At 66.2% G+C, this 15,788-nt stretch carries 14 protein-coding genes; 12 read left to right on the top strand and 2 right to left on the bottom strand.

Features of this window, described 5'->3' with window-relative positions; all coding sequences use genetic code 11:
• The first annotated feature begins 1 nt into the window (after position 1).
• From GTO19_RS02285 to GTO19_RS02230, 12 genes are all read left to right on the top strand, one after another.
• Complete coding sequence (locus tag GTO19_RS02285; RefSeq protein ID WP_291018001.1) at positions 2-940, top strand: glycosyltransferase; 939 nt, start codon at positions 2-4, stop codon at positions 938-940.
• Positions 937-1,659 carry a methyltransferase domain-containing protein gene (locus GTO19_RS02280; RefSeq protein WP_291017999.1) on the top strand — a complete coding sequence of 241 codons (723 nt, stop codon included), beginning with the start codon at positions 937-939 and terminating at the stop codon, positions 1,657-1,659. Before GTO19_RS02285 ends, GTO19_RS02280 begins: the two co-directional genes overlap by 4 nt.
• Positions 1,656-2,714, top strand: a complete 1,059-nt coding sequence (locus GTO19_RS02275) for a glycosyltransferase (RefSeq protein ID WP_291017998.1) — start codon at positions 1,656-1,658, stop codon at positions 2,712-2,714. Before GTO19_RS02280 ends, GTO19_RS02275 begins: the two co-directional genes overlap by 4 nt.
• A 94-nt stretch (positions 2,715-2,808) precedes the next feature.
• On the top strand, positions 2,809-5,244 hold the full coding sequence (locus tag GTO19_RS02270; RefSeq protein WP_291017997.1) for a hypothetical protein: 2,436 nt from the start codon (positions 2,809-2,811) through the stop codon (positions 5,242-5,244).
• Positions 5,241-6,497: a glycosyltransferase family 4 protein gene (locus GTO19_RS02265; protein WP_291017996.1), complete on the top strand. Its 1,257-nt coding sequence runs from the start codon at positions 5,241-5,243 to the stop codon at positions 6,495-6,497. The genes GTO19_RS02270 and GTO19_RS02265 overlap by 4 nt, the downstream gene beginning before the upstream one ends.
• Complete coding sequence (locus GTO19_RS02260) at positions 6,494-7,360, top strand: SDR family oxidoreductase (protein ID WP_291017994.1); 867 nt, start codon at positions 6,494-6,496, stop codon at positions 7,358-7,360. Before GTO19_RS02265 ends, GTO19_RS02260 begins: the two co-directional genes overlap by 4 nt.
• A gap of 6 nt (positions 7,361-7,366) precedes the next feature.
• Positions 7,367-8,377 (top strand): polysaccharide biosynthesis protein, encoded by a 1,011-nt coding sequence (locus tag GTO19_RS02255; RefSeq protein WP_291017992.1) that lies wholly within the window; start codon positions 7,367-7,369, stop codon positions 8,375-8,377.
• Positions 8,370-9,497, top strand: coding sequence for a non-hydrolyzing UDP-N-acetylglucosamine 2-epimerase (gene wecB, locus GTO19_RS02250; RefSeq protein ID WP_291017990.1), 1,128 nt, complete (start codon positions 8,370-8,372; stop codon positions 9,495-9,497). Before GTO19_RS02255 ends, wecB begins: the two co-directional genes overlap by 8 nt.
• On the top strand, positions 9,494-10,453 hold the full coding sequence (locus GTO19_RS02245) for an SDR family oxidoreductase (RefSeq protein ID WP_291017988.1): 960 nt from the start codon (positions 9,494-9,496) through the stop codon (positions 10,451-10,453). Before wecB ends, GTO19_RS02245 begins: the two co-directional genes overlap by 4 nt.
• Positions 10,450-11,013: a sugar transferase gene (locus tag GTO19_RS02240; protein ID WP_291017986.1), complete on the top strand. Its 564-nt coding sequence runs from the start codon at positions 10,450-10,452 to the stop codon at positions 11,011-11,013. The genes GTO19_RS02245 and GTO19_RS02240 overlap by 4 nt, the downstream gene beginning before the upstream one ends.
• A 32-nt stretch (positions 11,014-11,045) precedes the next feature.
• A complete protein-coding gene (locus GTO19_RS02235) occupies positions 11,046-11,627 on the top strand; it encodes an acetyltransferase (RefSeq protein WP_291017983.1) in 582 nt (193 codons plus the stop codon).
• The gene (locus GTO19_RS02230; protein WP_291017981.1) at positions 11,624-13,606 is read left to right on the top strand and encodes a nucleoside-diphosphate sugar epimerase/dehydratase; all 1,983 of its coding nucleotides are present in this window, start codon (positions 11,624-11,626) and stop codon (positions 13,604-13,606) included. The genes GTO19_RS02235 and GTO19_RS02230 overlap by 4 nt, the downstream gene beginning before the upstream one ends.
• 221 nt (positions 13,607-13,827) lie before the next feature.
• Here the strand turns inward: GTO19_RS02230 and GTO19_RS02225 are convergent, their stop codons facing one another.
• Positions 13,828-15,072: an ATP-binding protein gene (locus GTO19_RS02225; RefSeq protein WP_291017978.1), complete on the bottom strand. Its 1,245-nt coding sequence runs from the start codon at positions 15,070-15,072 to the stop codon at positions 13,828-13,830.
• Positions 15,069-15,788: a response regulator transcription factor gene (locus GTO19_RS02220; RefSeq protein ID WP_291017975.1), complete on the bottom strand. Its 720-nt coding sequence runs from the start codon at positions 15,786-15,788 to the stop codon at positions 15,069-15,071. Before GTO19_RS02220 ends, GTO19_RS02225 begins: the two co-directional genes overlap by 4 nt.

Here is a 15,788-nt window from a genome sequence, read left to right as displayed (position 1 = left end):
CATGTCCGCTCCACTGGTCACCATCGTCATACCCGCCTACAACCACGGCAAGTACCTTGCCGAGGCCGTGCGAAGCGTGCTGGCGCAGGATCACCATCCGCTGGAGTTGATCGTCCTCGACGACGGCTCGACGGACCACACGCCCGAAGTCCTGGCAGGAATCGCTGGTGACTTCGTACGCGAAAGACACGTCAATATGGGGCAAGCGCGCACCTTGGCAAAAGGCTGGGCCATGGCCAGAGGGTCGATCCTTGCGTACCTGAGTGCTGACGACACGCTGGCACCTGGCGCAGCCAGCGCGGCGGTTGCCGCACTCGCAGCCGATCCGCACGCCGTGGCTACGTATTGCGACTATCACTTGCTCGACCCGCAGTCGCGAACCGTGCGGCCGGTGCAAGCCCCACCCTACGACTACCGCACGATGTTCACCGATGTCGTCTGCCCCCCCGGGCCTGGTGCATTTTTCAGGCGCGATGCGTATGAGCGCGCAGGTCCATGGGATGCCCGCCTACGCCAGATGCCGGACTACGACTTCTGGTTGCGCCTCGGCCTGCAAGGCCACTTCATTCACATCGAACGTTCGCTGGCAGGATTTCGGGTTCACGATGGCTCGCAATCGTTTGCACCCACCAGCCCGGAGCGCGCTGCAGAACCCGTGGCCATCATTGAAGCACTGCTGCGTACCCCAGACCTTCCTTCCGACATTGCGGCGCTAGGGCCTCGCGCGCTCGCCCATGCACACCTGATCAGCGCGCAGTTGCACCTGCGGGCGGGCCGCTGGGGCATGGCGGGCCGTTCGGTGCGCGCGGCCTGGTCGCAATCCTGGCCGCGCGTGCTGTCCCTGCGGGCGCTGCGACTGCTGGGCAATGCCTTGTTCAACCGGGCAGGCCATCGCCTGCTATGGTCCGTGCGCTCCAGCCCCTCCGAGCGAAATCCATGAAGCACGACCCGGTCACCCGTCGCTATACCGAAGGCGACTACGCCCAACAGAACCCTGATTGGGACAGCGCTGATTCGCCATGGAAGGCGCAGCAGGTCCTGAGACTGCTGGCGCGGCACGGCCTGTCGCCGACCAGCGTGGTCGAGGTGGGCTGTGGGGCCGGTGGCGTGCTGTCGACCTTGCGTTCCCATTGGCAGCAAGCCGATATGGAGGGTTTTGACATCGCCCCTGGCCTGCCAGCACTTTGGGCACAGCGCCAGGCAGAAGGCATCCGCTTCACGTTGGGCGACTATTTGACCATCGACCGACCGACGCCCGATCTGACACTGGTGCTTGATGTGCTCGAACACCTGGGCGATCCATTCGCCTTTCTGGCAGCTTTGCGTGAGCGTGCCGGCTACACCGTATTTCATATTCCTCTCGACCTCTCGGCCGTCAGCGTGACCCGGGAGCGCCCCTTACTACATGTGCGCCATAAAGTCGGACATCTTCACTACTTCACCCGCGGACTGGCTCTCGCCATGCTTGAGGAATGCGGCTGGCAAGTGGTAGAAGAGCGTTACACGCGCCCTGCCCTCACGGCGCCCAACAAGAAAGCCGTCACACGCTTGGCCGGGCTTCTTCGCGCCGCAGCCCACGCCATGTTTTCCCATGCGGGCGTGCGACTCCTGGGCGGCGAGACCTTGCTGGTGCTGGCCAGACCACGATCTGACGCATGAGCTTGCTCATTCACGCCCCCAACGTGCACCACGGCGGCGGCCGGGCGCTGCTCATGGCACTGCTCAACGCCATTCCACAGCGCAGCGGCATAGCTTTGCTGGACCGACGTCTCGAACTGGACAGATCGTTGCCCGATCATCTGGAGGTCTTGCGATTCCAGCCCACCTTGCGAGGACGGCTCGCGGCGGAACTGTCCCTAGCGCGAAGGGCCCGAACCAGCGACCACGTGCTGTGTTTTGGTAATCTGCCGCCGCTGCTGCCTGTGCACAGCCGGGTATCGGTACTCGTCCAGAACCGGTACTTGGTGGCGCCCATCGCGCTTGATGAACTGGCCCCCAAGGTTCGACGCCGCATCTTGCTGGAGCGGCTCTGGCTTCGGCATGGCCTGCGAGGCGCACAGGTACTGGTGCAGACGCCCTCGATGGCGAGTGACGTGCAGCGCTTCCTGGGAGTGCCCGCGCGCGTGGTGCCGTTCATGCAGGCAACCGCTGAAACGGTCGAAGGGAAAGCAAACCATTCGCCGCATGACTTCATCTATGTGGCATCCGGTGAACCTCACAAGAACCACCGCCGCCTGATCGAGGCCTGGATTGAGCTCGCCCGGCGAGACCAATTCCCATCCCTGTGTCTCACGCTAGACCAGCAAATGAACGAACCGCTGTTGCGCTGGATCGATTCCCAAAGCCGCACCCACGGCTTGCGCGTGGTGAACGCCGGCCATGTCACAGGCGATGCCATTGGTGCCCTTTATGCCAGCAGCGGCGCATTGATCTACCCCTCACTGATGGAGTCTTTTGGCCTGCCGCTGCTGGAAGCCCAAGCGGCCGGGTTGCCCATCGTGGCAGCGGAACGGGACTACGTCCGCGATGTGGTGACGCCAATCGAGTGCTTCGACCCCTTGTCGCCTGTGTCCATGGCCCGCGCCGTGCTCCGATACCTCAAGACACCGGAACCAACCGTGACCCCGCTCTCGGCCCAGGCATTCGTGGCTCAACTGCTGCTGGCCAAAGATGCACAGGAGGAGGCGACGCAAGACCACACAGCCCGGGGATAGACAACTCAAGTGCACTCCGACAATCGGATACGAAAACCATAACAGCGCCAGAGAATTTTCTGGTGCACTAACGCCCCACTCTGCCTGTCACACCATGCCTCTGCTGTTTCCTGCCGCAGCCCTGTTCAACTCGTTCTCGATGACCGCCCTGCTGATGGCCATCGGCCTTACGGGCGACGCTACGCTGGCCGCGGAGATCGGCATTGTCCAAGCTGCCACGCTGGCACTGTTCTTTGCCTTTTCAGCCAACGCGCGCGGCCTAATCCTCGCGGACCACCAGGGTCACGTAGCCCCGAATTTGTTGCGCAACCGCTTGCTTCTGCTGCTGCCACTGGGTGCCGTTGCCGCATTTCTCAGCGTGGGCATTGGAGGTACGCCCACCATGCTAGCTGCCGTGCTGATCTTTCGCCGCATGGCGGAATGGATTGGAGAGATCTGCCTGGCCGAGCACGAACGCCAGCACCAGACCACACCTGCCCTGACCACCTTGGTGGCCGAAGGCGCCACACTCCTGGGCTGCGTCGGCTTCCACCTTCTTGGCGGCGTCGATCTGGCCTGGAGCGCCGTGCCCTGGGCCATCACGCCGTTGCTGGCCCTACGGCAAGCAAAGCTGTTCGGCAACCCCGCCTCAGGACGAGGGCTGTCGGCCAAAACCTTGCTGCCGCATTTCGGTTCCACCGCCATCGTTGGTGCAAGCGTCTATGTGTTCCGCATCTCGATCGCCCTGCTGGTGGGCAAGGCCTCGGCCGGCATGCTTTTCACCGCCTTTGCAATTGGTGGCCTATTGCCCACCATTTATGGCCAGGCCCTGGCACCCTCCCTGGCGCGCAGGTTCGCTGGCGACGGCCTGCCCAAACGCTACCTGCTCATTCCAGCAGCGATGCTGGTCACGGGCTTGGCACTCGCCTGGCTAGCAAAGACGCAACCCCGATTGCCATTGACGTCCGACGGCTCAAACTTCTTCTGGCTCGCCGTGGGACTTTCCGTCGCAGGCGGTGCCATCATGACCGTGGCCGCTTCAATTCGTGCACGGTTGATCCACTCCGGCAAAGGACACGATGTCTTTGGGCCGGATCTTCTGGCCAATGCCCTCATCGCCACCTGCGTGCCCTTTGTCTTCCATGTCATGGGGACACAAGCGCTGACGGCTTTGTACCTCTTGAGCGCCCTGCTAAGCCTGGGATTTCTGCTGGGTACCGCCAGACAGGTGCCTGGTCTGACGCGCGTGCGCGGCGCGCTGCACTGGCTGGTCGCCGCCTTCCTGGTGACGCCGTTTTTCTTCCAGATCCAGGGCGGCTTGTTTCATGACAGGGCATTCATCTTCGATTCAGGTGGCTCCATCCTGCACCTTCCGCTGCCCTTGTCGATTGCCGGCATGTTCGGGGGCATTGCTCTGCTGGGTCACTACACGGGGGCATCCCGGTCACTGGCCACCCTGTTCTTCACCGCTCTGTCCTTTGTTCTGACCGCCCTGATTGTGGCCAACATCGGCTCACCTGAACAAGGGGCCAAGCTCGTGCTTCTGGCGCAGTACCTCCTGCCCATGTTTGCCCTGGTTCTGGGGGAAATGTTCGGCCGTATGGACGATCGTCGGGTGTTCGAACGCACCGCGCTGTGGATGCTGGTGTTGCTGGTGCCGGTTCACCTGCTCCTGACCTGGAAACAGGGTCTGTTGATCCTTGCCCCCTCGCTGGGCTTCTTCAGCATTTACCAGCATCTGCAGTACTTCCCGTCGGTGGTGGTGGGATTGACGTTGCTCAGCTGCGGGCTGCTCGATGCGCGCTCCCCGCGCTGGGCCCGCACAGCACTGCTGGTGCTGCTGCCGGCTGTGGCCGTGTACGCGGTCGCCTCTCGCTCGGCATCCGCCATGGGAAGTCTGTTGTTGGGCGGGGCCGTGATCGCGCTCGTGCGGGCAATGACCGGACACAAGATCAAAGCCCTGCTTGCCGCAATGATCGTGGCCATCGCCATGGGCGGCATCTATGCCAACCTGTCGTGGCACGACCTGTCCGCCAAATTTGTTATGCAGGACGCAAGCGGTGGTTCGGGCGGTTCGGGCAACGCCGGCACACTCACCCAAGCTGACATCGACCGGATGATGGGAGCCCCGGCTGGTGTCACGGACCGCTTGCGACACTGGGCCTACTACGCAGAGGGAATCACCAGTTCGACAAGAGCCTTCCTGTTCGGCCACGCCAGCCCCCCGAACCGCGATGAACATCCCAGCGCGCACAACTACTGGCTCGACGCACTGTACAACTTCGGATTCCTGGCCGTGGCCCCCTTGCTGGTGCTGTTGTATTGGACTGTGCACGCGCTTTGGCGACAACGCCGCACGGTGCTGTCGGACCCGCTGCTGATCGCCACCGCGTTGGCCACCTTCTATCTCATGCTGGGCGAGAACATGCTGAAAGTGGGCATGCGCCAGCCCTACCCAGGAATCCTGACCTTCTTCCTCTGGGGACTCTTGCTCGCGCGCCTGTCGACGACCACACCGACCCGGGCCACTGCCCCTGACCAACTTCCATGAAGCTGCTCATCGTCAGCCAGTACTGCTGGCCCGAGGTGTTCGGGATCAACGCACTTGCTCAGGCCTTGGCGCAGCGCGGCGTGAAGGTTACGGTACTGACAGGCCAACCCAACTATCCGGAAGGCCGCGTCTTCCCGCACTATCGGGCCACCGGGTTGACACGCGAAACGCTGGGTGATGTCGACATACTGCGCGTCCCACTTGCGCCACGCGGACAGGGCGGCGTTCGCCTGGCCCTCAACTACCTGTCCTTCATCCTCGCCGCCGGCCTGCTGGGCCCCTGGGTCCTGCGAGGCCGCTCCTTCGACGCCGTCCTGGTGTACGCGCCCTCGCCACTGCTGCAGGCCCTGCCGGCCATCCCCATCGCCTGGCTGAAGCGGGCACCACTGGCGGTGTGGGTGCAGGACCTGTGGCCCGAAAGCCTGTCCGCCACCGGCTTCATCCGTAACCAGCGCGTGCTGGCGGCTGTGCGCCACGTCGTGCGTTACATCTACCGGCATACCGACAGCATCCTTATCCCCTCCGAAGCGTTTCGCGAACCCATTGCCGCGCTCGCGCCGGCGCCAGCCCGCATCCACTACTACCCGAATGCCTGGACCGCAGAGAGCGGTGCGGCACAGGTCAGCGAGTCGGCGCGCCAACTTGCCGCGGAGATGGCCCAGGGCTTTTCCGTCGCCTTCACAGGCAACCTGGGCACCGCGCAGGCGCTCGACGCCGTCATAGACGCCGCACGCCAGCTGCAGGCGATCGGCAGCCCGGTGCGCCTCTATCTGATAGGCAGCGGAAGCCTGTCGGACTGGCTGGCGCAGCAGGTGCGCGAGCACAGTCTGCGCAATGTGTCCCTGCCGGGGCGCTTCGCACAATCCGACATTCCCGCCCTGCTGGCCGCGTCCTCGGCGGTGCTGCTGACGCTGCGCGACGAGCCCATCTTCGCCTACACCGTGCCGAGCAAGCTGCAGGCCTACCTGGCAGCGGGCCGACCCATCATCGCTGCCATCAATGGCGAGGCCGCACGCCTGGTGCGCGAAGCCGATGCCGGACTGTCCTGTCCGGCCGGCGATGCCACCGCATTGGCCAAAGCGGTGCAGGCCATGCATGGACTGGACGAAGGGCGGCGCGCAGCGATGGGAGACAATGCAGGGCGGTATGCGGCCGCGCACTTCAGCCTGCCGCAACTGACCGACGACCTGATCGAACACCTGAGACATCTGACCATGCAGCACGCCGACCACCCACAGGAGAACTCGCGTTGAACGTCCTGATCCTGGGCGGCACGGGCATGCTCGGCCACGCCATGTTTCGGCTGCTGTCGCAGGCTCCGGATCTGCAAACCTGGGCCACCGTGCGCTCGGGCGCGGCCCGGCGACACTTCGCCCCCGCGCTGTCCGAGCGCCTCATCAGCGGCGTGGATGTGGAGAACACCGACACCCTGAGCCAGCTGTTCGCCCGCGTGCGCCCCGACGTGGTCATCAACTGCATCGGCCTCATCAAGCAGTTGTCGGCGGCCAACGATCCGCTGGCAGCGCTGCCGATCAACGCCCTGCTGCCGCACCGGCTCGCCCGCCTTTGCGACGTCGCCAAAGCCCGGCTGATCCACGTCAGCACGGACTGCGTGTTTTCCGGCCAGCGCGGTGGATACGTTGAGGCCGACACGGCCGACGCCACCGACCTGTACGGACGCTCGAAGCACCTGGGCGAGGTGTACTACCCCCATACCATCACCCTGCGCACCTCGATCATCGGGGAGGAGCTGGAGGGCGGCGCCAACGGCCTGGTCGGCTGGTTTCTGGCGCAGTCTGGCAGCGTCAAGGGGTTCACCCGGGCGGTCTTCTCGGGCCTGCCCACCGTGGAGCTCGCGCGCGTCGTGCGTGACCACGTGCTGCCTCGCCCCGACCTGCATGGGCTCTACCACGTGGCCACCCGGGCCATCGCCAAGGCCGATCTCCTCGCGCTCGTGGCCCAGGCCTACGACCGCCAGATCGAGATCTTTCCGGACGCCTCCCTGGTCATCGACCGTTCGCTCGACGCCTCGAAGTTCCACGCAGACACCGGCTACGTTGCCCCTGAATGGCCGGCCCTGATCGCTGGCATGCGCCTGTTCCACTCCCAATCCTGATTCGACATGTTTTCCAATGGCGTCTTGATGATCACCGGCGGCACCGGTTCCTTCGGCAACGCGGTGCTGCAACGCTTTCTCGACACTGACGTGCGCGAGATCCGCATCTTCAGCCGCGACGAGAAGAAGCAGGAGGATATGCGTATCGCGCTGTCGCACCCGAAGCTGAAGTTCTACATAGGCGATGTGCGCGACTACGACAGCGTGCACCAGGCCATGCACGGTGTGGACTTCGTCTTCCACGCGGCCGCGCTCAAGCAGGTGCCGTCCTGCGAGTTCTATCCCATGGAAGCAGTGCGCACCAATGTTCTCGGCGCCGAGAACGTGATGAACGCTGCCATCGCGGCCGGGGTGCGCCGCGTCGTGGTGCTGAGCACCGACAAGGCCGTCTATCCCATCAACGCAATGGGCATCTCCAAGGCGATGATGGAAAAGTTGATGGTGGCCAAGTCGCGCATGCGCGGTCCCGAGGAAACCGTGCTCTGCGCCACGCGCTACGGGAACGTCATGGCTTCGCGCGGCTCGGTGATCCCCCTGTTCATCGACCAGATTCGGGCCGGCCAGGACCTCACGGTCACCGATCCCGCCATGACCCGCTTCCTGATGTCTCTGGAGGACTCGGTCGACCTCGTGCTGCACGCGTTCCAGTACGGCAGCCAGGGCGACATCTTCGTTCAGAAAGCCCCGGCGTCCACGGTAGGCGACCTGGCGCAGGCGTTGCTTGAACTGTTCAGCAGCCCGGCGGCTGTGCGCATCATCGGCACCCGCCATGGTGAGAAACTCTACGAGTCGCTGCTGTCGCGCGAGGAAATGGGCAAGGCAGAGGACATGGGGCGCTACTACCGCGTGCCATCCGACGACCGCGACCTCAACTACAACAAATACTTCGTCGAAGGCGAAACCCGTGTCTCGGCGCTGGAGGACTACACCTCCCACAACGCCGAGCGGCTCGACATCGCTGGCGTCAAGCAGCTGCTGACGAAGCTGAACTACATTCAAGAGCGGCTGCATGCTTAAGGTCATGACCATCGTGGGCACACGCCCCGAGCTGATCAAGATGTCGCGCGTCATTGCCGCGTTTGACGCACACACCCGGCACGTGCTGGTGCACACCGGGCAGAACTTCGACTACGAACTCAACCACGTCTTCTTCGAGGACCTCGGCATCCGCAAGCCGGACCACTTCCTCGAGGCCGCCGGAGAGAACGCTGCACAGACCATAGCCCGTGTGATCGAGCGCGCCGACGCGGTCATGGCGCTGGAACAGCCGGACGCCGTTCTCCTGTATGGCGACACAAACTCCTGCCTCTCGGTGATCTCGGCCAAGCGACGCAAGATTCCGGTGTTCCATATGGAAGCGGGCAATCGCTGCTTCGACCAGCGTGTGCCGGAAGAACTGAACCGCAAGGTACTGGATCACCTGAGCGACATCAATCTTGTGCTGACCGAACACGCACGGCGTTACCTGATCGCCGAGGGCATTCGGCCAGAGACCATCATCAAGACGGGCTCCCACATGCGGGAGGTGCTGGACCATTACCGCGAAGGCGTTGAGCGATCCACCGTACTCAAGCGCCTGGGTTTGCAAGCCGGCCAGTACTTCATCGTCAGCACCCACCGCGAAGAGAACGTCGACAGCGAAGCCAATCTGGACGACCTGCTCGACACACTGAACGGCATTGCCGACAGCTTTGACCTGCCAGTGGTGGTGTCGGTGCATCCCCGCACGCGCAAACGGCTCGACGCGCTGGGCACGCGCCAGCACCACCCGAAGATTCAGTTCCTCAAGCCCTTCGGATTCAACGACTACATTCACCTGCAAACGCGAGCGCGTTGCACCATCTCCGACAGCGGCACCATCACCGAAGAGAGTGCCCTGCTAGGTTTTCCGGCGATCACCATCCGCAACGCGCATGAGCGCCCCGAGGGCATGGACGCGGGCGTGTTGATCATGTCCGGGCTAAAGCGCGAGCGCGTCCTGGATGCCATCCGCGTCGTGACCAGCAGCCCCGCCGGGCCGGCGCGCCCGGTCTCCGACTACGAAACGCCGGCCGTGTCCACTCAGGTGCTGCGCGTCGTGCTCAGCTACGTGGACTACGTGAACCGCACCGTGTGGTCCAAACCAGCGACCCAATGAATGCCGTCCCTGGGAAGATCCTTCTGACGGGGGCGACCGGATTTGTGGGCCAAGCGCTGGACGCCCGGTTGCGCAGCGAGGGCCGTCGTCTGCTGGGCACTGCGCGCCGCTCCGGTCAGCTGGGCACCGGCACACCCGTTGCCGCCGCCGAGCTGAGGCCCGACCAGGACTGGTCCGCGTGCCTGGCCCACACACACGCGGTCGTTCATCTGGCGGCACGCGTGCACGTCATGGACGAGCGGGCCGCCGACCCCCTCGCGGCGTTTCGCCTGGCCAACACCGCCGGCACCCTGAACCTCGCCCGTCAGAGCGCCGCCGCTGGCGTGCGGCGCTTCGTCTTTGTCAGCAGCATCAAGGTCAATGGCGAACAAACAGCTCCGGGGCGCGCCTTCCGGTTCGACGATGCGCCAGCCCCGCTCGATCCCTATGGCGTATCCAAGCGCGAGGCGGAAGAGGGCTTGCGTGCGCTGGGCGCGACCAGCGGCATGGAGATCGTGATCGTCCGCCCTCCCCTGGTTTACGGCCCCGGCGTCAAGGCCAATTTCGCGGCACTGATGCGTGCCGTGCGCCGCGGCTGGCCGCTGCCGCTGGGCGACGTGACGGCGAACCGCCGAAGCCTGGTCGCTCTGGACAACCTGGTGGACCTGCTGGTGAGCTGCATCAACCATCCCGCGGCGGCCGGCCAGACCCTCCTGGTCAGCGACGGCGAGGACCTGTCGACGGCCGAGCTGCTCAGGCGCATGGGCAAAGCACTGGGGCGCCCTGCGCGCCTGCTGCCGGTGCCTGCCTCGCTGCTGGAGGCCAGTGCCGCGCTACTGGGCCAGCGCGCCGTGGCCCAACGACTGCTGGGCAGCCTGCAAGTTGACATCGCGCATACCTGCCACACCCTGGGGTGGTCCCCCCCCGTGTCGGTGGACGAAGGCCTGCGCCGGGCCGCAACGGGGCTGCCAGCGTGAGCAAGCGTCTGTTTGACCTTGTGCTGGCCGTGCCGGCGGCATTGGTGCTGATCGTGCCCATCGCCCTGGTGGCACTGGCCGTGCGCCTCACCTCTCCTGGCCCCGCCCTGTACTGGAGCGACCGCGTGGGCCGCCACAACCGCATCTTCCGCATGCCCAAGTTCCGCAGCATGCGCGTGGACACGCCCGCCGTGGCCACCCACCTGCTGGACGACCCCAAACGCTGGCTCACGCCCATCGGCCCCTTCCTGCGCAAGAGCAGCCTGGATGAGCTGCCGCAACTCTGGAGCATCCTCAAAGGCGACATGAGTTTCGTGGGCCCGCGTCCGGCGCTCTTCAACCAGGACGACCTCATCGCGCTCCGAACTCAGGCCGGTGTGGACGACCTGGTGCCCGGCCTGACGGGCTGGGCGCAAATCAACGGCCGCGACGAGCTGCCGATTCCGCAAAAGGTGGCGCTGGATATCGAGTATCTTCAGCGCCGCAGCCTGGCCTTTGACCTGCGCATCCTCTGGCTTACGGCCATGAAGGTGCTGCGGCGCGAAGGCGTGCAGCACTGACTTCAACAGAATTCCCGGGGAGACATGATCGAATGAGCCAGCCAACACCGCTGGTCATCGTGGGAGCCGGCGGGCACGGCCGCAGCGTGCTCGAACTCGTTCGGCTGAGCGGCACCCATCAGGTGCTCGCTTTCCTGGACGATCAGCAGTCCCCCGGTACCGACATCATGGGTATTCCCGTCTGGGGCGCAAGCGCCCTCCTCGATGACCTGCCCGCGCGTGGCGTGCAAACGGCCCACGTCGCGATCGGCAACAACCGGGCCCGCCAGGCACTGTCCGAACGGGTCCGCGCTGCCGGTTTGTTGCTGGCCAATCTGGTCCACCCACGCGCCTTCGTGTCACCCAGTGCGGTTCTGGGCCCGGGCAGCGCCGTGATGGCCCTGGCGTCCATCGGCACCGAGGCCGTTCTGGGTGACGGCGCCATCGTCAACATGGGCGCTGTGGTGGACCACCACGCCCAGGTGGGCGCGTACGGACACCTGGGCACCAACGCCACCATGGCCGGTGGTACCCGCATCGGTGCGCGCGCCTGGCTGCAAGCAGGTTCCGCCTTGGGCTATGGCGTGCAACTGCCGGATGACGCGATCCTGGGCCCCGGCGAGGGTCGCGCATGAGTCCGCCCCGCCCCGAGGCCCCCCCTCCCGGCACCGACGAAGGCCTCGCCAGCGCCCTCCTGCACATCCCGCGCCCGGTCAAGCGCGCGCTCGCCGTGTCGGTGGACATCGCGTTGTGCGTGCTCGCCGTCTGGGTGGCCCTGTACCTGCGACTCGAGGTCTGGCTGCGCCTGGAAATGCCCTACCTCTGGGCGGTCATCGGCTCCGTGCCGATCGCCATTCCCCTGTTCACCCGGTTCGGCCTGTACCGCGCCATCTTCCGCTACGCCGGCTGGAACGCCATGCTCAGCCTGGGCCAGGCCATGGCCCTGTACGGCTTGTTCTACGCCACGGTGTTCACCGCCATCAGCGTGCCCGGCGTACCGCGGTCCGTGGGCGTGATCCAGCCACTGCTGCTGTTCGTCTTCGTCGGCCTGAGCCGACTGCTCGTGCGGGTCTGGCTCGGTGGCCTCTACCGCAAGGTGCTCGCTCGCGAGGAACTGCCCGGCGTGCTGATCTACGGTGCGGGTTCCGCCGGCCGCCAGCTCGCCGCCGCCCTGGCGCGCAGCGGCGAGCACCGCCTGCTCGGCTTCATCGACGACGACCCCGCATTGCAAGGCAACAGCCTGGACGGACGCAACGTCTACCCGCCCGCGTCGCTGCACGAACTGGTGCCCTCCATCGGCGCCACCGATGTGCTGCTGGCACTGCCCTCGGCCTCGCAACGGCGCCGCCGCGAGATCCTCGAATCGCTGCGTCACCTGCCACTGCACGTGCGCACCCTGCCGGGCATGGCGGATCTCGCCGCGGGCCGCGTCAACCTGAGCGACCTGCGGGAACTCGACATCGAGGACCTGCTGGGGCGCGAGCCCGTGACGCCCGACGGCACACTGCTGAACAAGCTGGTCCGCGACCAGGTGGTGGCCGTGACGGGCGCGGGCGGCAGCATCGGCAGCGAGCTGTGCCGCCAGATCGCTGCCCTGCGGCCCCACACACTGCTGCTCATCGAGCAGAGCGAGTACGCGCTGTACGCGATTCACCAGGAACTCACGCGCCACGTGGACGCCGACGCCGACGCCGACGCCGTCGAGATCGTGCCGCTGCTGGCCTCGGTCCAGGACGAAGACCGCATGCGCCAGATCCTCCAGGCCTGGCAGCCCCATACCCTGTACCACGCCGCCGCCTACAAGCACGTGCCGCTCGTGGAACACAACGCCGTGCAAGGCCTGCGCAACAACGTCTGGGGCACCTGGGTGACGGCCCGTGCCGCGCTCGATGCCGGCGTGCGGCACATGGTGCTCATCAGCACCGACAAGGCCGTGCGCCCCACCAACATCATGGGCGCCAGCAAGCGACTGGCCGAACTGGTGCTGCAGGCCCTGGCCGAGCGCCGGGATGGCGCCACCACCTTCAGCATGGTGCGCTTCGGCAACGTGCTGGGCTCCACCGGCTCGGTGGTGCCGCTGTTCCGGGAGCAGATCGCCGCGGGCGGACCCGTCACGGTCACACACCCCGACATCACCCGCTTCTTCATGACCATTCCGGAGGCGGCGCAGCTGGTCATTCAGGCCGGCGCCATGGCCGAGGGCGGCGACGTCTTCGTGCTCGACATGGGCGAGCCGGTGCGCATCGTCGACCTGGCGCAGCGCATGATCGAGCTCTCCGGCCTGCAACTGAAGAACGAGCAGCAGCCCTGGGGCGACATCGAGATCCGCATCACCGGCCTGCGCCCCGGCGAAAAGCTCTACGAAGAGCTGCTGATCGGCGACAACCCCTTGCCCACCCGGCACCCGCGCATCCTGCGTGCGCAGGAAGTGCGGCTCGCACCCGACACGCTGCTGGGCCTGCTGGAACAACTGGAAGCCGCCATGCGGGCCAATGACGTCAACGCCATCCGCGCGTTGCTGCAGCAAGCCGTGCAGGGCTATCAGCCGTCCGGGGAGGTCGTCGACTGGCTGCACAGCGGCCCGCAGGATCCGATCCCGGCTGCACAAGCCTGACAGCGGCGAAAAAAAAGCCACCTTTCGGTGGCTTTGACAAGTCCTCGAGAGGACGTCGTTGGGAGACCTGATCAATTCGGGTGTCTCGGGCCTGGTTCAGATATGCACCTCGTGCATATGGTTGGCTCTGAAACGGTGTCGTGACAGCAACTCGGCGATTGTGTCGGGCCTGACAGCCGACCGGCATCCCCAATTTGGGGGAAGTTCGCGGCGCCACGGCACTAGGCCGGCAGCGTGACCACGAACCGCGCACCGCCGCCCGGGCGGTCTTCGCACCGCACCGCGCCCTGGTGGCGTTCCACGATGGTGCGCACCAGCGACAGGCCCAGCCCGACGCCGCCTTCGCGTTCGCTGGCGCCCGGCAACCGGTAGAAAGGTTCGAAGATGCGCTCGCGCAACTCCGCCGGCACGCCCGGACCGTGGTCGTCCACCGACACCACCACCTGGCGCGCCTGGCCGCTTCCCTGCACGGACAGGCTCAGCCGCACCTCGGCATCGGCATTGCCCGCCCCGCGGCCATAGCGGCGCGCGTTCTCCAGCAGGTTGCGCAGCACCCGGCGCAGCAGCCTGGCGTGGCCGTGCACCACCACCGCGCCGGCTTGCGGCGCCACCTCCAGTTCTGCCTCGGCGCGCGCGCACTCCTCGGCGGCCAGGCCCAGCAGGTCCACCTCCTCTTCCGGCCCCAGGGCCGCCGGGTCGGACGGGTCGCTCAGGTCGAGCCGGCTGGCCAACAGGATCTCGTCGATGAGCTGGTCGAGTTCGTCGATGTTGCGCGCGATCTCGGCGCGCTGCGCCTGGTGCGCCGGGTCGTTGCCCACCAGGGCCAAGCCCATGCGGATGCGCGCCAGGGGCGAGCGCAGCTCGTGCGAGGCGTTGGCCAACAGCCGCTTGTGCGACTGCAGCAGTGTCTGCACCCGCTCGGCCGCCACGTTGAAGCGCTCGGCCAGGAAGGCCACCTCGTCCTGCCCGTGTACCGACAGGCGCGTCGACAGGTCCCCCGCGCCCCAGCGCTCCACGCCCTTCTGCAGCGTCTCCAGCCGCTTGGTGAGGCGGCGCACGATGGGGTAGGCCCCGAGCGCCACCGCCAGGGCCACCAGACCCAGCAGCCAGGCGAAGCCGGCGGGGGTGAGCAGCCAGGCCGGCGCGCGGCTGCCCGGGTTGGTGGGCGCGCCGCGGTTGGAGAACGGCAGCATCACGTAGAGCTTGCTGCTGTCCTTCATGATCACCTCGAAGCGCCAGCCTTCGCCGGGGATGCGCTCGGCGCGCGCGGGCGCGTTGCCCAGCACGTCTCCCGCCGAGTTCTCCACGATGATGGTGCGCATCACGCGCGCTTCGCGTTCCTCGCGGTCGCGCTCCAGTGCCTGTTGCCACAGCCAGCCCACCACCAGGGTGAGCACGGTCACGGCGGCCACCACCGCGAGCCAGATGCGCAGGTACAGGCGTTGGCCAAACAGTGAAAGACTCATTCCTGCTGCTTGGCGAACACGTAGCCCACGCCGCGCACCGTGAGGATGCGCTTGGGGTTCTTGCTGTCCGCCTCGATGGCGCCGCGGATGCGCCCGATGTGCACGTCGATCGAGCGGTCGAAGGCCTCCAGTTCGCGGCCACGCACAGCCTCCATGATCTGGTCGCGCGTGAGCACGCGCCCGGCGCGCTCGGCCATGGCCACGAGCAGGTCGAACTGGTACGAGGTGAGCTCGGCCGGGTGATCGCCCACGGTGACGGTGCGCGCGTCGCGGTCGATCTCCAGCGTGCCGAAGCGCATGACCGGCGTGGTGCGGCTGCCGCCGTTGCCGCCGCCCTCGGCGCGGCGGCGCAGCACGGCGCGCACGCGCGCCAGCAGCTCGCGCGGCTCGAAGGGCTTGGGCAGGTAGTCGTCGGCGCCGAGCTCCAGGCCGACGATGCGGTCCATCGGGTCGCCTTTGGCGGTGAGCATGAGCACCGGCACCCGGGCCTGCGAGGTGCTGAGCGAACGGATGCGGCGGCACACCTCCAGGCCGTCGATGCCGGGCAGCATCAGGTCGAGGATGACCAGCTCGGGCTGCACCAGCGGCAGTTGCTCCAGGCCGCTTTCGCCGTCGGCGGCATGGGTCACCTCGAAGCCCGACTGGCCCAGGTACTCCTGCACCATCGCGGCCAGGCGGGCGTCGTCTTCGATCATCAGCAAGTGGGCGGTGGTCAT

Source organism: Hydrogenophaga sp. (genome assembly GCF_011772445.1).
In the GTDB taxonomy this organism is placed as follows: Bacteria; Pseudomonadota; Gammaproteobacteria; order Burkholderiales; family Burkholderiaceae_C; genus Hydrogenophaga.
The sequence above is the reverse complement of the archived record's forward strand: the minus strand, read 5'-3'. Positions and strand labels throughout refer to the sequence as shown.

Coding starts and splice junctions, on each gene's coding strand:
- GTO19_RS02285 (WP_291018001.1), top strand. CDS start 2: ATGTCCGCTCCACTGGTCACCATCGTCATACCCGCCTACAACCACGGC.
- GTO19_RS02280 (WP_291017999.1), top strand. CDS start 937: ATGAAGCACGACCCGGTCACCCGTCGCTATACCGAAGGCGACTACGCC.
- GTO19_RS02275 (WP_291017998.1), top strand. CDS start 1,656: ATGAGCTTGCTCATTCACGCCCCCAACGTGCACCACGGCGGCGGCCGG.
- GTO19_RS02270 (WP_291017997.1), top strand. CDS start 2,809: ATGCCTCTGCTGTTTCCTGCCGCAGCCCTGTTCAACTCGTTCTCGATG.
- GTO19_RS02265 (WP_291017996.1), top strand. CDS start 5,241: ATGAAGCTGCTCATCGTCAGCCAGTACTGCTGGCCCGAGGTGTTCGGG.
- GTO19_RS02255 (WP_291017992.1), top strand. CDS start 7,367: ATGTTTTCCAATGGCGTCTTGATGATCACCGGCGGCACCGGTTCCTTC.
- wecB (WP_291017990.1), top strand. CDS start 8,370: ATGCTTAAGGTCATGACCATCGTGGGCACACGCCCCGAGCTGATCAAG.
- GTO19_RS02245 (WP_291017988.1), top strand. CDS start 9,494: ATGAATGCCGTCCCTGGGAAGATCCTTCTGACGGGGGCGACCGGATTT.
- GTO19_RS02235 (WP_291017983.1), top strand. CDS start 11,046: ATGAGCCAGCCAACACCGCTGGTCATCGTGGGAGCCGGCGGGCACGGC.
- GTO19_RS02230 (WP_291017981.1), top strand. CDS start 11,624: ATGAGTCCGCCCCGCCCCGAGGCCCCCCCTCCCGGCACCGACGAAGGC.
- GTO19_RS02225 (WP_291017978.1), bottom strand. CDS start 15,072: ATGAGTCTTTCACTGTTTGGCCAACGCCTGTACCTGCGCATCTGGCTC.
- GTO19_RS02220 (WP_291017975.1), bottom strand. CDS start 15,788: ATGACCACCGCCCACTTGCTGATGATCGAAGACGACGCCCGCCTGGCC.